Origin of the sequence: Cupriavidus sp. OV096, from assembly GCF_900115455.1 — a bacterium.
In the GTDB taxonomy this organism is placed as follows: domain Bacteria; phylum Pseudomonadota; class Gammaproteobacteria; order Burkholderiales; family Burkholderiaceae; genus Cupriavidus.
In genome coordinates this window covers 1-14,626 of the sequence record NZ_FOWM01000011.1, presented here as the reverse complement: position 1 = coordinate 14,626, position 14,626 = coordinate 1, and the positions used below count along the sequence as shown (strand labels likewise).

The 14,626-nt window shown below is 66.3% G+C and carries 11 protein-coding genes and 1 rRNA gene; 3 read left to right on the top strand and 9 right to left on the bottom strand.

The features are described 5' to 3' along the window. Positions 1–39 precede the first annotated feature (39 nt). Together BM115_RS20740 and BM115_RS20735 are read right to left on the bottom strand one after the other, a co-directional pair. Positions 40–1,206, bottom strand: coding sequence for an aminopeptidase (locus BM115_RS20740; protein WP_092298510.1), 1,167 nt, complete (start codon positions 1,204–1,206; stop codon positions 40–42). Further along, complete coding sequence (locus BM115_RS20735) at positions 1,203–3,314, bottom strand: molybdopterin-containing oxidoreductase family protein (RefSeq protein ID WP_092298507.1); 2,112 nt, start codon at positions 3,312–3,314, stop codon at positions 1,203–1,205. The genes BM115_RS20740 and BM115_RS20735 overlap by 4 nt, the downstream gene beginning before the upstream one ends. 308 nt (positions 3,315–3,622) lie before the next feature. Here BM115_RS20735 and BM115_RS20730 point away from each other — a divergent pair, with 308 nt between their 5' ends. Beyond that, positions 3,623–4,810 (top strand): ABC transporter substrate-binding protein, encoded by a 1,188-nt coding sequence (locus BM115_RS20730; RefSeq protein WP_092298504.1) that lies wholly within the window; start codon positions 3,623–3,625, stop codon positions 4,808–4,810. A 39-nt stretch (positions 4,811–4,849) separates the two neighbouring features. On the opposite strand, the gene BM115_RS20725 is transcribed toward BM115_RS20730, so the two are convergent. The 5 genes from BM115_RS20725 to BM115_RS20705 all read right to left on the bottom strand — a co-directional run bounded on the left by BM115_RS20725 (position 4,850) and on the right by BM115_RS20705 (position 10,531). After that, on the bottom strand, positions 4,850–5,914 hold the full coding sequence (locus tag BM115_RS20725) for an ABC transporter ATP-binding protein (RefSeq protein ID WP_092298501.1): 1,065 nt from the start codon (positions 5,912–5,914) through the stop codon (positions 4,850–4,852). After that, positions 5,911–6,909 (bottom strand): ABC transporter ATP-binding protein, encoded by a 999-nt coding sequence (locus BM115_RS20720; protein ID WP_092298499.1) that lies wholly within the window; start codon positions 6,907–6,909, stop codon positions 5,911–5,913. Before BM115_RS20720 ends, BM115_RS20725 begins: the two co-directional genes overlap by 4 nt. Positions 6,910–6,925: 16 nt before the next feature. Then, positions 6,926–7,864, bottom strand: coding sequence for an ABC transporter permease (locus BM115_RS20715; RefSeq protein ID WP_092298496.1), 939 nt, complete (start codon positions 7,862–7,864; stop codon positions 6,926–6,928). Positions 7,865–7,867: 3 nt separating this feature from the next. Further along, positions 7,868–8,845 (bottom strand): ABC transporter permease, encoded by a 978-nt coding sequence (locus tag BM115_RS20710; protein WP_092298493.1) that lies wholly within the window; start codon positions 8,843–8,845, stop codon positions 7,868–7,870. 102 nt (positions 8,846–8,947) lie between these two features. After that, on the bottom strand, positions 8,948–10,531 hold the full coding sequence (locus BM115_RS20705) for an ABC transporter substrate-binding protein (RefSeq protein WP_092298966.1): 1,584 nt from the start codon (positions 10,529–10,531) through the stop codon (positions 8,948–8,950). A 348-nt stretch (positions 10,532–10,879) separates the two neighbouring features. Here BM115_RS20705 and BM115_RS20700 point away from each other — a divergent pair, with 348 nt between their 5' ends. Then, a complete protein-coding gene (locus BM115_RS20700; protein WP_092298490.1) occupies positions 10,880–12,073 on the top strand; it encodes a M20 aminoacylase family protein in 1,194 nt (397 codons plus the stop codon). A gap of 55 nt (positions 12,074–12,128) precedes the next feature. Next, positions 12,129–13,187: a DUF2891 domain-containing protein gene (locus BM115_RS20695; protein ID WP_092298487.1), complete on the top strand. Its 1,059-nt coding sequence runs from the start codon at positions 12,129–12,131 to the stop codon at positions 13,185–13,187. Between the two features lie 7 nt (positions 13,188–13,194). Here BM115_RS20695 and BM115_RS20690 read toward each other — a convergent pair whose 3' ends face one another. Together BM115_RS20690 and rrf are read right to left on the bottom strand one after the other, a co-directional pair. Continuing rightward, complete coding sequence (locus BM115_RS20690) at positions 13,195–14,136, bottom strand: DUF3047 domain-containing protein (protein WP_177219979.1); 942 nt, start codon at positions 14,134–14,136, stop codon at positions 13,195–13,197. A gap of 218 nt (positions 14,137–14,354) precedes the next feature. After that, positions 14,355–14,468, bottom strand: a 5S ribosomal RNA gene (gene rrf, locus BM115_RS20685). Positions 14,469–14,626 lie beyond the last annotated feature (158 nt).

Sequence of the window (14,626 nt, the reverse complement as noted above, 5' to 3'; positions counted from 1 at the left end):
ACACGCGGCTTGACGGATTGGGCGGGAAGGCGTCGGGTTCTACCGGCCGGTATCGCCCTTGTCTGGGGATTGTGCCGACAGGGGCTTGGGTGGCGGAGGCTGCGGCGGCGACGGTGGCGTGACCTCCGTGGCCGGCGGCGCCAGCCGGCGCAGCGCGGCGTCGCGCTCGGCCGGCGGAAGGTCGCCCAGGCGGCGCGCCTCGGCATAGAACCGGGTCCAGTCGCCGCCCGACTTGGCCAGCAGCGCGGTGAACGCGGGCACCCATTGCTGGTAGGTGGCCACGGCGGCCAGGTGGGCATTGGTCAGGGGCTGGTCGAACCAGCGGTCGTAGCCGCTGTAGTTGCCCCATTCGGCGCGCTTGTGTGCATAGTCTTCGCGCAGTTCGGTGAAGATCCGCGCCTTGCCCTGGCGCTTGGCCTCATCGTCCAGCGGGGCGCGGTACAGCGCCACGAGCTTGTCGCGCGTGCGCAGCAGCATGGCGCGGAAGTCGCGCCGGCGGCTGTCGTAGATCTGGTAGCTGGCGCGGGCGTCCGCTGAGGCAGCGTGCGCCAGCCATTGCTCCACCCCGGCCGTCTCCACGGCGGTGGCGAACGACTCGTTGAACGCGGTGTCGTTGCGCACGTAGACCACCTGGTGGGCCAGTTCGTGGAAGATCAGCCGGGCCAGTTCGCCCTCGGGCTGGTAGACGAAGGTGTTGAGTAGTGGATCGTCGAAATATCCGAGCGTCGAATAGGCCGGGATCCCGGCCACGTAGGCCTCGAAGCCTTCCCGGCGCAGATCCTTGGCGTACTGTTCGGCGTCCTGGGGATCGTAATAACCGCGATATGTGATGCAGCCCACGATGGGGAAGCACCACTTGCGCAGCTCCATCGACAATTCCGGCGTGGCGAACACACTCCACACCACGTAGGGCCGATGCAGGTTGGCGTAGCGGCGATAACTGCCGTTGTCCGGCAGCTTCAGCTCGCGCGAGGCGTAGTCGCGCATCTGCCGCGCCAGCGTGAGGCGCTGGGCCAGGCGGGTGTCGTTGGCGTTGCGGGCGGCGTCGATGGCGTCGTCGAGCGACTCCGCCTTGGCCATCACGCCCAGATGGCCGCCGACCGACTGATAGTAATAGCCGAGCGTGTCGCAGCCGGCCGCCAGCGCCGCGACGGCCAGCACCACCAGGGTGCCCGCCACGCGCCAGCGGGCCGGCCAGCGCATCATGACGCCACGGCCTCCCTCTCCACCCCGGCCGGCGCCACCTCGACCAGACAGTCGTAGAAGACCGGCGCGCGGCCCAGGTCGGTCAGGCGCTGGCTGGTCAGTTCGTTGGCGTTCTTGCCGTCCGACGCCAGCTTCTTCCACCAGATCGACAAACCCACCACCAGGCCCTGCCGCGCGCGGTCCGTCACGCGGGCGCGGGCCAGCATGCTGCCCCGGTCGTTGAAGGCACGGACCATGGCGCCGTGGACGATGCCGCGCGCGGCGGCGTCCAGCGGATGGATGTCCAGGTGCGGCTCGCCCTCCGTGGCGCGCAGGCTGTCCACGTTGACGAACGAGCTATTGAGGAAATTGCGAGCCGGCGGGGAGATCATCGCCAGCGGATAGCGGGCCGCCAGCTCGGGCGCCGAGGCCGGCGCCTCGTAAGGCGGGACATAGGCCGGCACCGGATCGAGGCCGTCGCGGGCCATCGCCTCGGAGTAAAACTCGCATTTGCCCGATGCCGTGGGGAAGCCGCCCTCGGCGAACGGCGCAGCCAGCAGGTTCAGCTTCTGCCAGCCCTGCTCGCGCAGCGAATCCCAGCTGATGCCCTCGGCCCGCTTGTCCTCGCGCAGGATGGCCTGCGCGGCGATGGCCTCGTCGCTATCGGCAAAACACGGCTCGGTGAAGCCCATGCGCGCGGCCAGCCGGCGGAAAATCTCGGTATTCGGCAGCGCCTGGCCCATCGGCGCCACGGCCTGGTTGTTGGCCAGGAAGTAGGTGTGGCCGTAGGCTTTGTGGACGTCCACATGCTCGAGCTGGGTCGTGGCCGGCAGGACGATATCGGCGTAGTCGGCCGTATCGGTGCGGAAATGCTCGAGCACCACGGTAAACAAATCCTCGCGCGCGAAGCCGGCCGCCACCTTGGCCGATTCCGGCGCCACGGCCACCGGGTTGCTGTTGTAGACCACCACGGCTTCGATCTTCGGGCCCTGGGCGCCGGTGCCGTCGTCGAGCAGCGCGTCGCCAATCGTGCTCATGTTCACGGTGCGCGGCACCTGCGGCCAGTCTGGCAGCAGGTCGGGCCGCTGGAGCGCCGCGTGGTCGATCGGGAAGAAACCCGAGGTCGATAGCTGCAAGCCGCCCGCCGGGTGGCGCCAGGCGCCGACCAGCGACGGCAGGCTCGCCACCGCGCGCACGGCCTGGCCGCCGCCGTGGGCGCGCTGCATGCCGTAGTTCAGGCGGATGGCCACTGGCTGGCGCTCACGCACCGCGAGTTGGCCGTAGAGGCCGGCGATCCATTCGATGTCTTCCACCGGCACGCCGCAGATCTCGGCGGCGCGGGCCGGCGAGAATTCCATCGCCCGCTCGCGCAGCGCGGCAAAGCCGACCGTGTGCCGTTCGATGTAGTCGTGATCGAGCAAATCGTCGCGGATCAGCACGTGCATGATCGCCAGCGCCAGCGCGCCGTCGGTGCCGGGCATCGGCGCGATGTGGCGGTGGCACTTCTCGGCCGTCAGGGAGCGATACGGGTCGATGGCGACCAGCGTGGCGCCACGGCGCTTGGCTTCCTGCGCGCGGGTCCAGAAATGGAGGTTCGAGGCGATCGGGTTGCCGCCCCAGATGATCACCAGCTTGGCATCGGCCACGTATTCCATGTCCATGCCCACGCTGGCGCCATAGGTATAGCGCAGCGCCGTGGCGCCCGCGCTGGCGCAGATCGTCCGGTCCAGCAGCGAAGCCCCGAGCTTGTGGAAGAAACGCGCGGCCATGCTTTCGCCCTGCACCAGTCCCATGGTGCCGGCGTAGCTGTAGGGGATGATGGCCTGCGGGTCGCGCGCGGCAATGGCGCCGAGGCGGCGGGCCACCTCGTCGAGCGCCTCGTCCCAGGAAATCGGCTCGAACTTGCCCTCCCCCTTCTTGCCGACGCGGCGCAGCGGCGTCAGCAGCCGGTCAGGGTGGTAGGTGCGTTCCGTATAGCGGGAAACCTTGGTGCACAGCACGCCCTGGGTGGCCGGGTGGTCGGGGTCGCCGGCCACCTTGATGGCCCGGCCGTCCTCGACGGTGACGAGCAGCGCACAGGTGTCGGGGCAATCGTGGGGGCAGGCGGCGCGGACGATACGGGTGGCCATGGTGATGTCGGACGTGGGGCGGCTGGCGGGCCTTGGGGCCTGGGGCGATGGATTTCTGGCGACGGAGCGGGCCAGGCGGCCGTCATGTCTGGGGGCATGACTGTGGCGCAAGCGCCTCGCCGGAGGGTCCCGAACCGGGAGAAATTGTTTGGCTCCGATTGTATTCGATTATGATGTTCCGGCGCTGCCGGGCAAACCGCCCGACAGTCCGGCCACCGTGCCGGAACCCCCTCACAGGCAACAGACCGGGCGGGGGCCGCGGGGTACAGAAGCACAAGAACACTTTGGATTTTTTGACGGGGATTCACATGGTTTTGCATTCTGGGGTCACGCGCCGGCGCTTTGCCGGCCTGCTGGCGGCGTGCGCCGTCGTCGCATCCGGCGCGGCAAGCGCGGCCAACACTACGGCCGCCGAGACCGGCGTTACGGCCGACACCATCCTGCTCGGCCAGTCCGCCGCGCTGACCGGCTCCACCGCGGTGCTCGGCAAGCAGATGAACTCGGGCGCGCGGCTGTATTTCGACTACATCAACCAGCAAGGCGGCGTGTTCGGCCGCAAGATCGAACTCAAGGCGCTGGACGATGCCTACGAGCCGGACGATGCCATCAAGAACACCAAAAAGCTGATCGAGGAAGACCGCGTCTTCGCGCTGTTCGGCTACGTGGGCACGCCGACCAGCCAGGCCGCCGTGCCACTGGCCAACCAGGCGCGCGTGCCGTTCTTCGCCCCGTTCACGGGCGCCCAGTCGCTGCGCGACCCGCGCAGCCGCTACGTCTTCCACGTGCGCGCCGGCTACGACGAGGAAACTTCCGCCATCGTGCGCCAGATCCGCACCACGGGCCTGAAGCGCGTGGCCGTGGTCTATAACGACGACGCCTACGGCAAGGCCGGCATCGCCGGGGTGGAGCAGGCGATCAAGTCGCTCCCGGCCGACAGCGGCGTGAAGCTGGTCGCCCAGGAGTCGGTGATCCGCAACACGGTGGAGATCGGCGACGCGATGCAGGGCGCCATGAAGGCCAGCCCGGACGCCATCGTGCTGATCAGCGCCTACCGCACCGTGGGCGCGTTCGTGAAGGAAGCCCTGCGGCGCGGCTACAGCGGCCAGTTCTACAACGTGTCCTTCGTCGGCACCCAGGCGCTGGCCAAGGAAGTGGGCCCGCTGGGCAGCGGCGTGATCATCTCGCAGGTGATGCCGCACCCGGGCAACGCCACGCTGCCGGTGGTGCGCGAGTACCTGCGCCTGCTGCAGGCGTCCGGCAAGCAGAACGACTTCGACTACGCCAGTATCGAGGGCTTCATCGCCGCCAAGGCGTTCGTGGAAGGGCTGCGCCGCACCGGGCGCGAGGTCACGCGCGAGAAGTTCATCACCGCCGTGGAAAGCATGCGCAACGTGGATCTGGGCGGCTTCATCGTCCAGTACGGGCCAGAGAACCACGTGGGATCGAAATTCGTCGAAATGACGATCATCAACTCGCGCGGCGTGGTGATTCGCTGACGCACCTGGGGCGCCCCTCCTGGGGCGGAGGGGCCCCTTTCAAGCCATATCGTTCAGATGGCACGCCGAGAAGCGTAGCGGCGCGATCTCCTTCAGCATCGGCTGTTCCTCCCGGCAGCGCGGCATCGCGTGCGGGCAGCGCGGGTGGAAGTGGCAGCCCAGCGGCGGGTTCAGCGGCGACGGGATCTCGCCCCGGATCGCCACATAGGTCTTCTTGCCCACTTCCAGCTTGGGCGCCTCGGCCAGCAGCGCCTGCGTGTACGGGTGGTTCGGCGCCGCGAACACGCCCTCGGTGGGCGCCGACTCCACCACCCTCCCCAGATACATGATCACCACGCGGTCGCTGATGTGCTTGACCACGCCCAGGTCATGGCTGATGAACAGGTAGGTCAGGTTCAGGTCTTCCCGCAGGCGCATGAACAGGTTCAGGACCTGGGCCTGGATCGAGACATCGAGCGCCGCCACCGATTCGTCGCAGACCAGGAATTCCGGCTTCACGGCCAAGGCCCGGGCGATGCCGATGCGCGCCCGCTGTCCGCCCGAGAACTGGTGCGGGAAGCGGCGCAGCACGGTGGGATCCATGCCCACGCGTACGAGCATGTCTTCCACATAGGCCTTCTGGGCGCCCTTCTCGACCATGCCGTGCACCACGGGTGCCTCGCCGACGATATCGAGCACGCGCAGCCGGGGGTTCAGGGACGCGTACGGGTCCTGGAAGATCATCTGGATGGCGAGCTGCTTCTCGCGGCGCTTGTCCGGCGGCAGGCGGTCCAGATCCACGCCGCGCCAGAACCGTTCGCCCTCGGTCAGCGTATGGAGCCCCACGGCCATCCGGCCCAGCGTGGACTTGCCGCAGCCCGACTCGCCCACCAGCCCCACCACCTCGCCCGCGCGGATCGCCAGGTCCACGCGATCTACGGCATGCACCACCTCCACGCGCTGCTTCGCGCCGAAGACATTGGCGAGCTTGGCCGCCACGTCGAGCGTCTTGACGAAGCGCTTGGACACCGCGCGCAACTCCAGCAGCGGCGCGGGAGGCGTCGCGGGCTCGGTCGGCGTGATGTTGGCGGCACTCGCCGGAGTATCGATCACGGACTGGCTCATGCGGCCTCCTGCTGGGCAAGTACCGGGTGGAAGCAGCGCAGCTCCCGGCCGTCTGGCGAGGTGCCGAGCGGCGGTTCGGTCTTGCAGATGTCGGTCGCGTAGGGGCAGCGCTCGCGGAACGAGCAGCCGCCGGGCAGATTCAGCAGCGATGGCGTCATCCCCGGAATCTGCCGCAGCGGCGTGCCGCGCGGGTTGCGCGACGGCGCCGAGCCGATCAGCCCGTGCGTGTACGGGTGCTCGGGATGCTCCAGCACCTGGCGCACATCGCCCGATTCCACGATCTTGCCGGCGTACATCACGCAGACCTTGTCCGCGAGCCCGGCCACCACGGACAGGTCGTGCGTGATCCAGATCAGCGCGGTGCCCGATTCCCGGCACAGCGTCTGCATCTCATAGAGGATCTGGCCCTGGATGGTCACGTCCAGCGCCGTGGTCGGCTCATCGGCAATGATCAGGTCCGGCTTGTTGAGCAGCGCGATGGCAATCGCCACGCGCTGGCGCATGCCGCCCGAGAACTGGTGCGGGTAGGCGGTCAGGCGCTCGTCCGGCGAGGGAATGCCGACCCGGGCCAGCGCGTTGCGCGCCCGCTCGCGGGCGGCCGGCTTGCTGACGTTGTCGTGCGCGCGCACGGCCTCGATCATCTGGGTGTCGATGCGCAGGACCGGGTTCAGCGTCATCATCGGGTCCTGGAAAATCATTGCGATGCGGTTACCGCGCACGTCGCGCTGCTGGGCGGGGGTGAGCGCGCGGAGGTCGCGCGTCACGCCGTCGCGGCTGGTCAGCGCGATCCGGCCGTCGACGACTTTGCCGGGCGCATCGATCAGGCCCATGATCGAATAGCCGGTCATCGACTTGCCCGAGCCGGACTCCCCGACCAGGCCCATGATCTCGCCGCGGTTGACCGAGAACGACACGTCGTCCACGGCCTTGGCCACGCCGGCGCGCGTGAAAAACTGCGTTTTCAGGTGTTCGACCACCAGGGTAGGTTGGCTCATGCGCGCTCCTGGGCGGTCATTGCGTTTGCAGGCGCGGGTTCAGCACGTCGCGCAACTGGTCGGCCACGAGGTTCATCGACACGATGGTCACCACCAGCGCGATCCCCGGGAAGAAGCTGATCCAGTACTTGCCGGACAGCATGTACTGCTGGCCGTTCGAAATCAGCGAGCCGAGCGACGGCTCCGTGACCGGCACGCCGAGCCCGAGGAACGACAGCGTGGCCTCCAGCGTGATGGCCGATGCCACCTGCAGCGCGGCGATCACGATCAGCGGCGGCAGGCAGTTCGGCAGCAGGTGGCGGAACATGATGCGCCCCGGCGGCAGGCCCAGGCACGTGGCGGCCTCGATGTACTCCTTGCGCCGCTCCACCAGCGCCGCGCTGCGGGTGGTGCGCGCGTAGTAGGCCCATTGCACCGCCACCAGGGCGATAACGATGTTGCCGAGGCCCGGCCGCAGGAAGGCCAGCAGGATCAGCGCCAGCAGAATCGGCGGAAACGAGAGCTGGAGATCGGCCACGCGCATGATCAGCGCCTCGATGCGGCCACCGAGGAAGCCGGCCAGCAGGCCGAGCGTCGCCCCCAGCAGCAGCGCGATCACCGTGCTGAGCACCCCCACGCCGATACTGATACGCAGGCCGTACATCACGGCGGAGAGGATGTCGCGCCCCTGCTCGTCCGAGCCCAGCAGGAAGGTCAGGCCGCTGCCGGCCTGTTCGCCCGGGGCCATCCGTGCGTCGAGCACGTCCAGCGTGGCCAGGTCGTACGGATTCTGCGGCGCCAGCCATGGCGCGAAGATCGCAATCAGGATGATGAGGCCGAGCGTCACCAGCCCCAGCACGGCCAGCTTGCTCTCCAGGAACTGCCGGGCGAAGCGGCGGAACGGCGTCTGCTCCTTCGCCGGCACGGCCGGGATCGCGACTTCCTTGGTTGGGTTCGGTACGGTGCTCGCGCTCATGGCTCAGCCCTTGTTGTCGGCAATGCGCACGCGCGGATCGAGCATGCTGTAGACGATGTCCACCACGAGGTTGATCAGGATGAACAGCGTCACGATCACCATCAGGTAGGCCACGATCACCGGGCGGTCCAGCAACTGGATCGAGTCGATGATGAGCTTGCCCATGCCGGGCCAGGCGAAGATCGACTCGGTCACGATGGCGAACGCGATGATCGAGCCGAACTGGAGCGCGATCACGGTCACGATCGGGATCAGAATATTCTTAAGAACGTGCACCCCGACGATGCGGGAGTTCGACAAGCCCTTGGCCCGGGCGAACTTCACGTAGTCCTGCAGCATGGCCTCCTGCGTGCCGGCGCGCGTGAGCCGGATCACCATGGCGATGTTCAGCAGCGACAGCGTGACCGCCGGCAGGATCAGGTGGCGGATGCCGTCCACGGTCAGGAAGCTGAGCGGGATGCCCAGCACCCGCACGGTCTCGCCCCGGCCATTCGACGGCAGCCAGCCAAGCTGCACCGCGAACACCATGATCAGCATCAGGCCGACCCAGAACGTGGGCAGCGAGAAGCCCAGGATCGATATCGTCATGATCGACTTGCCGGCCACGCCGGTGGGCCGGAGCCCAGCCCAGAGACCTAGCGGAATGCCGAGAACGATGGCCAGCAGGATGGCCGTGACGGCCAGTTCCATGGTCGCCGGCATGCGCTCGAAGATCAGCTTCAGTGCGGGCGTGCCATGCGCGAACGACATGCCGAGGTTGCCGTGCAAGGCGTTCTGCAGAAAGATCCAGTACTGTTCCCAGAGCGGCTTGTCCAGCCCGAGCGCGGCGATGGTGCGCTTGATGTCCTCCTGGTCCGCCTGCGGACTGATGAGGATGTCGACCGGGTTGCCGATCGCAAAAACGCCAAGAAAGACGAGCAGCGACATGACGAGGAGCACGACCACGCTCTGCATCAGGCGCCGGATGATGAAAACCAGCATGGTGGAGACACTATCCTTTCGCCGGCAACGGTCCCCAGGTCAGGGACCGTTGCACGACGGCATCCGCTGCTAGCTTAGTGCAGCCGATTGACCCCAGCCGACTTATTGCGGCTTGAAGTTATGCGCATAAGTGCGCTCGTCGGTACGCGGCACGTAGGTGATGCCCTTCTGCGTGGCCCACGTGGTGACTTGCTGGTGGATCGGGATGATGCCGCCGTCGTTGATGGCGATGGCCGTGGCTTCCTGCAGCAGCTTCGATCGTTCAGCGTCTTCCACCGTGGCCAGCGCCTTCTCTAGTACGACGTCCATTTTTGGATTGCAGTACTCGCCCCAGTTGGTCGTGCCGAAGCCCTTCTTCGAGTCCTCGCAGGCGAGCAGCGCACGCAGCGGCGAGCTGACCTCGCCGGTCTGGGCGCCCCATCCGAGCAGGCCGAACGACCACTCGTGCTTGATACCCTTCGACGAATAGGTGGCCATCGGCATGCCTTCCACCTTGGTGGCGATGCCAATCCGCGTCAGGTTCTGGGCGATGGTCTGGGCAATCTTCTCATCGTTCACGTAACGGTTGTTCGGCGTGTGCAGCGTGACGCCGAAGCCGTTGGGGTAGCCCGCCTCCGCGAGCAGCTTCTTGGCGCCTTCGGGATCGTATTTCACCGTCTTCAGGGCCGGGTTGTAGCCGAACAGCGTGGGCGGCACGAGGTTGTTGGTCGGCTCGGAAAGCCCTTCCATCAGCCGGTCCTTGATGCCCTGCCGGTTGATGGCCATGCTGATGGCGTTCCGCACGCGCGCATCCTTGAGCGGATTCTTATCCATCGGCTGGCCGTCCTTGGTGGTGACGTACGGCGACTTGTCGCGCTTGGCATCGAAAAACAGGTAGATCACGCGGTGCGAGATCTTGCTGAAGAACGACAGCTTCGGGTCCTGGCGCACCTTGGGCAGGTCCGGCGTCGGCACGTTCTCGATGGCCTGCACGTCACCGGACAGCAGCGCGGCGAGGCGCGTGGCCGGGTTCGGGATGAAGCGCAGCGTGACCTTGTCCCAGGCCGGCTTCGGGCCCCAGTAGTCGGGGTTCTTGACCAGTTCGACCCGGTCGTCGCGGGCGTAGCTCACGAACTTGAACGGCCCGGTGCCGACCATGCCCTTGCCCTGCGCGAAGTCGTCGGACGTCAGGCCCTGCGTGGCCTTCTTCTGCACCATGAAGATCGACGTCAGGTCGTTCAACATCAACGGATACGGCTGGTTGGTGGTCAGCTGGAGCGTGTACTTGTCGATCACCTTCTTGTTGATGATCGCCTTGGTATAGACGTCGAACTTGCCCGGGCTGTTCAGGATCGTGGCGGGGCGGTCGAGCGACCAGACCACGTCCTCGGTCGTCAGCTCGGTGCCGTCATGCCACTTCACGCCCTTGCGGATCTTGAATTCCCACGTGAGGTTGTTCACGAGCTTCCAGGACTCGGCCAGGCCCGGAATGATGCGGCTGTCCGGGTCGAGCTTCACCAGGGAGTCGAACACGTGTTCGGACACGTTGATGTTCGAGAACAGGTTATAGAAATGCGGATCCATCGAGGTCGGCGGCGAACTCATGGCGATCTTCAGGTCGACCGCCTGGGCGGGCGCGGCCAGGCCGAGGCCGAGGGCGCTCGCCAGCAGCACGGCGGCGGCGGTATTGCCGACCCTCTTACTCATGGCGATCTTGACCTTGTTGACAGTGCGAAGGGACATCGCGCGTTTCTCCCTGTGGGAAGTCTGAAATGACAATAAGGAGCAGTCGTCGCCTGCGCAATAAGAAATCGCCGCATTTTGGTGCGGTCCATTCTGCATCGCGGATCCGGGCGCGACCGGCCAGGCACTTCAAGCATGAACTGTTCCAGCAGTGGAACGGCAGCGCCATGCGGGGAAACCCACCCGGCGAGGGGTGCGCGGGCGCGCGAGGTGCCGTGCTGCAGTGCGCCAAGTCGGGGCGCCAAGGTCCGTCTTTGGCGCTTTGCAGGCAGACAGGTATGATCGGGGTATCCCACTGCCCGGTACGGCACCATGAAGCTCATCCCAGAAATCCTCCAGGCGCAAGCCGAAATCCGCACCCTCCGCCGCGACATCCACGCCCATCCCGAACTCTGCTTCGAAGAACAGCGCACCGCTGATCTGGTCGCAAAAAGCTTGGAATCGTGGGGCATCGAGGTCCATCGCGGGCTTGGCACGACGGGGCTCGTCGGCGTGATCCGCAACGGCAACAGCGGCCGTTCGATTGGCCTGCGTGCCGACATGGACGCACTGCCACTGCAGGAAGCCAATACCTTCGGCCATCGCTCGCAGCACGACGGCAAGATGCACGCCTGCGGCCATGACGGCCATACGGCGATGCTGCTTGGCGCGGCGCGCTACCTCGCCGAGCACCGTAATTTCGACGGTACCGTCAACCTGATCTTCCAGCCGGCCGAAGAGGGCGGCGGCGGCGCGCGCGAGATGATCAAGGACGGGCTGTTCAAGCGTTTTCCGTGCGATGCCGTCTTCGGCATGCACAACTGGCCGGGCATGCCGGTGGGCTCGTTCGGCACCACGGCCGGGCCGCTGATGGCATCGAGCAATGAATTCCGCATCGTCGTGAAGGGCAAGGGCGCCCACGCGGCCATGCCGCACAACGGCTTCGACCCAGTCTTCACCGGCACGCAGATCGTCTCGGCGCTGCAGGGCATCATCACGCGCAACAAGCGGCCGATCGACACGGCCGTGATCTCCGTGACCCAGTTCCACGCCGGCGATGCCACCAACATCGTGCCGGATCAGGCATGGATCGGCGGCACGGTGCGGACGTTCACGGTGCCGGTGCTCGACCTGATCGAGCGGCGCATGGAAGAGGTGTCGCGCGCGGTGGCGTCGGCGTTCGACTGCACCATCGAATTCGAATTCCGCCGCAACTACCCGCCGACGATCAACAGCGCCGCCGAGGCGGAGTTCGCGGTGGGCGTGGCCAGCGAGGTGGTGGGCGCGGACCATGTGGACGGCAACGTCGAGCCGACCATGGGCGCCGAGGACTTCTCGTTCATGCTCCAGGAAAAGCCGGGCTGCTACCTGTTCATCGGCAATGGCGAGGGCACGCACCGCGAGGCCGGCCACGGCATGGGACCGTGCATGCTGCACAACCCCAGCTACGACTTCAACGACGAGCTGCTGCCGGTGGGCTCGACGTTCTTCGTGAAACTCGTGGAGAAGTGGCTCGCTGCCGCCTAAGTTTGGCGTTGATTGCGGGCAGCTTTTCAGAATCCGCTCATAGGAAAGGCCGGCGATGACGCATACGCTGTTGGACGACAACACGGCGGAAGGCTTCGCCCGGGTGGCGCTGGACAACATCGTCCGTCCCTATCCGTACAAGCTCGACCACCTGATGGCGCGTGCCGGCGATCTCACCGAGCCGGCGGTGGCGCATCCGGTCTTCTATGGCAGCTACGACTGGCATTCGTCGGTCCATATGCATTGGCTGCTGGTGCGACTGCTGGCGACGCGCCCGGACCTGCCGATCGCACCGCAGATCCGGCAGACGCTCGACGCGCAACTTCGCCCTGAGGCATTGGCGACGGAGTTGGCGTACTTCGAGCGTCCGGGCTCGCGCACGTTCGAGCGCCCGTACGGCTGGGCGTGGGTGCTGCGGCTTCAGTCGGAATTGACGCTGCTGGGCGCTGCCGACCCACAGGCAGCGCAATGGGCAGCAGCTTGTGCGCCCCTGGCCGACCACCTCGCGCTGCGTCTGATCGAATCCATCGAAATCGCCGATTTCCCGGTGCGGACCGGCACCCATTTCAACAGCGCGTTTGCGCTGGTGATGGCGCTGCATTTCGCGCGTAGCACGCAGCATCTGGCGCTGCGCAAGGCCATTGTCCGGCGCGCGCACCGCTGGTTCGGACATGATCAACGGTATCCCGCCCGCTACGAGCCGGGCGGCGACGAGTTCCTGTCAGGTGGATTGATCGAAGCGGTCCTGATGCAGCAGGTGACCGACGACGACTGCTCGTTCGGGGACTGGTGGGAGATGTTCTCGCCAGGGCAGGCCGAGTTGGCGACCTGGCTGACGCCGGTGACGGTGGCGGATCGCACGGACCCGAAGATGTCGCACCTGGACGGCCTGAACCTGTCCCGTGCATGGTGCTGGCGGCTGCTGGGGCCCGCCCTGCCCCCGACGCTCCAGCCGCTGGCTGTGCGGGCGTGGTCCGATCACCTCGAGGCGTCACTGCCGCAGGCGGTGGGCGGCCACTACGTCGCCACCCATTGGCTGGCGACGTTCGCCCTGCTGGCGCTCGAGGACACGGCGCCAAGCCAGGCCTCCGCCTGCTCAATCGACCAGGACTAGCCCCCGGTCAATCGAGGACGATGTCCCCGTACCAGGACTCCGCGCGGCTCTTGGTATTGTCGGTATCGGTCATCAGCCCCACGGCGATGACCTTGCCGGGATCGGTCCCGAACGCCTTGCGGTAGTCCGCGCGCAGATCGCGCTCATGGCAGCGCCAGCTATTGGCGTGGCGCGTGCCCGAATCGACCACGATCATGCGGACGCGATCCGTATGGGGGTTGTTCAACACCGCGCCGGCGGGACGGCGACCGCCCCAGATGTACATCAGCGTGGCGTAAGGCATCTCACGGCCCGTGGTGATGCGGGCCATTTCGTACATGAGCTGGTCGCGCAGCGACAGCTTGGCCGTATCGCCATCAAAGGCGACGAAGATGCGCAAAGGCGCGTCTTCCCGCTGGCCCATCGCGTTGTCGGCGCTACGGATCACGTCGCGCGTCTTCCACATCCAGCGAAGCATGCCGGGGTCGCGCTGCGTCAGTGGCACATAGAGCCCCGATGCGGAACTGTCGGCCTGGGCATGCAGCACCAGGCGCTGATCCACTTCGGTCAGCGTGTAGCGTGTGGGGGTCTTGTTGCGGTTGATCGTCCACGGCTGCCAGCCCGCAGGAAGATTGGCGAGCGACGCGGACGCTGAAAATGGAGGAAGTTCGGGCAATGCCACGGGCGCGGCAGCACTGCCTTCGCCCTCGCCATCGGGGTCGCCGCCAGCCTCAGCATCGGCATTCCGCTGCGTGGCCAGCACGGTCGCGATATTCGCCGCCTCCAGCGCATCGACGTGAACAGCCGACTTCATGCCGGCTTTAGCCGCGAATGTCTTGCAATCCACTTCGGCCACTGGGACCATTTTCGTCGGATCGAAGGGAGGATTTCCCCCGCTCGATGCACATCCCGCCAACAACAACACGCCTGCCATGCTGGCAAGCGCGGGCCATAACTTCGTGGCCGCCATGTAACCCCCTAAACCCAATTTCTCGTCGCTGCTTCGCAGCCTAGACCCGGCGCTTGTAGGAAACATAACAGAACGAAATCCGCGCCGGAATACTCCGGTACCCTGAATACAACAGCGATACGACGCTGAAATGACGAGGGCTTCGCGGCGCGAACGAAATCGTCGCCGCAAAAGCAAAACCCCCAGCCTTTATGGGGCTGGGGGTTCTGGGTATAAGAGCCTGGCGATGACCTACTTTCACACGGGTAGTCCGCACTATCATCGGCGCAAAGTCGTTTCACGGTCCTGTTCGGGATGGGAAGGGGTGGTTCCGACTCGCTATGGTCACCAGGCATGAGGGGTTGCCGCGCTGACGCATGTCAGCACGGCGAATCTGGGAGTAGTAAAGATTGGTTGTGTTTGTACCATCGTGGCACAAGGCGGCGAACCGCTACACCAGGTAAGACACACTGGTTATAGGATCAAGCCTTACGGGCAATTAGTACTGGTT

Bases quoted from the DNA above. Each gene is read 5' to 3' on its own strand.
- BM115_RS20740 (WP_092298510.1), bottom strand. From the start codon at position 1,206: ATGATGCGCTGGCCGGCCCGCTGGCGCGTGGCGGGCACCCTGGTGGTG.
- BM115_RS20735 (WP_092298507.1), bottom strand. From the start codon at position 3,314: ATGGCCACCCGTATCGTCCGCGCCGCCTGCCCCCACGATTGCCCCGAC.
- BM115_RS20730 (WP_092298504.1), top strand. From the start codon at position 3,623: ATGGTTTTGCATTCTGGGGTCACGCGCCGGCGCTTTGCCGGCCTGCTG.
- BM115_RS20725 (WP_092298501.1), bottom strand. From the start codon at position 5,914: ATGAGCCAGTCCGTGATCGATACTCCGGCGAGTGCCGCCAACATCACG.
- BM115_RS20720 (WP_092298499.1), bottom strand. From the start codon at position 6,909: ATGAGCCAACCTACCCTGGTGGTCGAACACCTGAAAACGCAGTTTTTC.
- BM115_RS20715 (WP_092298496.1), bottom strand. From the start codon at position 7,864: ATGAGCGCGAGCACCGTACCGAACCCAACCAAGGAAGTCGCGATCCCG.
- BM115_RS20710 (WP_092298493.1), bottom strand. From the start codon at position 8,845: ATGCTGGTTTTCATCATCCGGCGCCTGATGCAGAGCGTGGTCGTGCTC.
- BM115_RS20705 (WP_092298966.1), bottom strand. From the start codon at position 10,531: ATGAGTAAGAGGGTCGGCAATACCGCCGCCGCCGTGCTGCTGGCGAGC.
- BM115_RS20700 (WP_092298490.1), top strand. From the start codon at position 10,880: ATGAAGCTCATCCCAGAAATCCTCCAGGCGCAAGCCGAAATCCGCACC.
- BM115_RS20695 (WP_092298487.1), top strand. From the start codon at position 12,129: ATGACGCATACGCTGTTGGACGACAACACGGCGGAAGGCTTCGCCCGG.
- BM115_RS20690 (WP_177219979.1), bottom strand. From the start codon at position 14,136: ATGGCGGCCACGAAGTTATGGCCCGCGCTTGCCAGCATGGCAGGCGTG.